Origin of the sequence: Streptomyces chiangmaiensis (assembly GCF_036281785.1) — a bacterium.
Classification (GTDB): domain Bacteria; phylum Actinomycetota; class Actinomycetes; order Streptomycetales; family Streptomycetaceae; genus Streptomyces; species Streptomyces chiangmaiensis.
On sequence record NZ_JAYWVC010000553.1, the window covers coordinates 1 to 1,491 of the forward strand.

Annotated in this window: 3 protein-coding genes; 2 read left to right on the forward strand and 1 reads right to left on the reverse strand. The window is 65.1% G+C overall.

All coding sequences use genetic code 11. The features are described from left to right. Both VXC91_RS45450 and VXC91_RS45455 read left to right on the forward strand, forming a co-directional pair. A partial coding sequence (locus VXC91_RS45450) for an ISAs1 family transposase (protein ID WP_329513186.1) occupies positions 1 to 555 on the forward strand: 555 nt, incomplete at its 5' end. 221 nt (positions 556 to 776) lie between these two features. After that, entirely contained in the window at positions 777 to 1,076 is a 300-nt protein-coding gene (locus tag VXC91_RS45455) for a hypothetical protein (RefSeq protein WP_329513187.1), read from the forward strand. 125 nt (positions 1,077 to 1,201) lie between these two features. On the opposite strand, the gene VXC91_RS45460 is transcribed toward VXC91_RS45455, so the two are convergent. Beyond that, positions 1,202 to 1,339, reverse strand: a complete 138-nt coding sequence (locus VXC91_RS45460) for a hypothetical protein (RefSeq protein WP_329513188.1) — start codon at positions 1,337 to 1,339, stop codon at positions 1,202 to 1,204. Between the last annotated feature and the right edge of the window lie 152 nt (positions 1,340 to 1,491).

The following is a 1,491-nucleotide window of genomic DNA, read 5'->3' on the forward strand; positions in this document are numbered from 1 at the left end:
GGAGGGAGACCGGACGGAAAAGGACCTGCTCAGCAGGCACCTCGCCGTTCGGTCGACCCTACGAAGAAGCTGCGCAAGCAGCTCAAGTCCCTTCCCTGGCAGCAGATCCCGCTCCAGAGCCGCACCCGCGACAGCGGCCACGGCCGCAGCGAGATCCGCCGTATCAAGGTGTGCACGGTGAACAACCTGCTTTTCCCCGGCGCCCGCCAGGCCGTCCAGCTCAAGCGGCGTCGCGTGAACCGCAAGAACGGCAAGGTCAGCATCAAGACCGTCTACGCGGTCACCAGCCTGACCGCCGAGCAGGCCACACCCGCCCAGCTCGCGAACATGATCCGCTCGCACTGGCAGATCGAGGCCCTGCACCACGTGAGGGACACCACCTTCGCCGAGGACGCCTCACAGCTTCGGACCGGCAGCGCGCCCCGCACCATGGCGGCCTGGCGCAACCTTGCCATTGGCGCCTTACGCATCGCCGGCACCCACAACATCGCCACTGCACTCCGCGCCAACTCCCGCGACCCGAAACGCCCGCTCGCACTATTCGGTCTCACGTGATCACGAACCGGACATCACGCGACTATGCCGAAGCCCTGGGCCGATCCCCCGCCGGAGGCTCGTTCTGGCCTCCTGCCCCGTGTGCCGAGCGAAGCGACGACAGGTGCTCGATGAAGGAGAGAAGGTTTTATCCCGCTGGGATGAGGCGCTTTCCCGTGACGCATCGGCAACCCGCCCGCAAGAATCGCGCCCACGCACGCCATCGATGCCGGAGGACACGGGTGCAACAGACCGAGAAGAAGCGGAGCCGCTTGCTCCAGGCCCTGGCCACCATAGCTGCGCTTGCGGCCGTCGGATGCCTCGCTGTGATGCTGATACAGGGGCCGTGGTGGTTCGATGGCGCTCACCTGGATCGACTGACCAAGGACGACGCTCCGAAGGCTGTGCTCGTCACCGGGTTTCGCACCGCCGTAGTGAGCTTCGGGCTTGCAACCGTGGCCGTCCTCGGCGCATACCTGACATGGAAGAACCTTCAGGTGACCCGCGAAACGCTCGACGCCCACTGTGGTCACCGCTGGTGAGTTGAGCGCGCTTGGGGGAGCCATCGCGACCCCGTTGCCGGTTACCGCTGGTCATGCGGTGACGCTACGCCGCGCCCAACCTGCCGGGGAAGAGCCAACCTGCGCGGCTTCACATGCGAGCATGTTCACGGTCGTTCCCGCTTCCAGTACTTCGTCCACCAGCGATCGAAGTCTGGGTGCTCCTTCCACTGCTCCGCGATCCGCTTGAGCGCGGTGAAGGCCTTATACGCAGGTCCGCCCTCATCCAATTCCAGATCAGCCATGCCATGTAGGTAGCGGGCGGCAAAGTCCAACGAGACGGCGATCGAGGCATATTGGGAAGCCTCCGTCACCAGCAGCGGAGCGAGCCTGTCACGGATACAAGCGACCACCTTGCGAAGTCGTCCTCGGTCAGGGCCGAGTTGCGTCTTCTAGT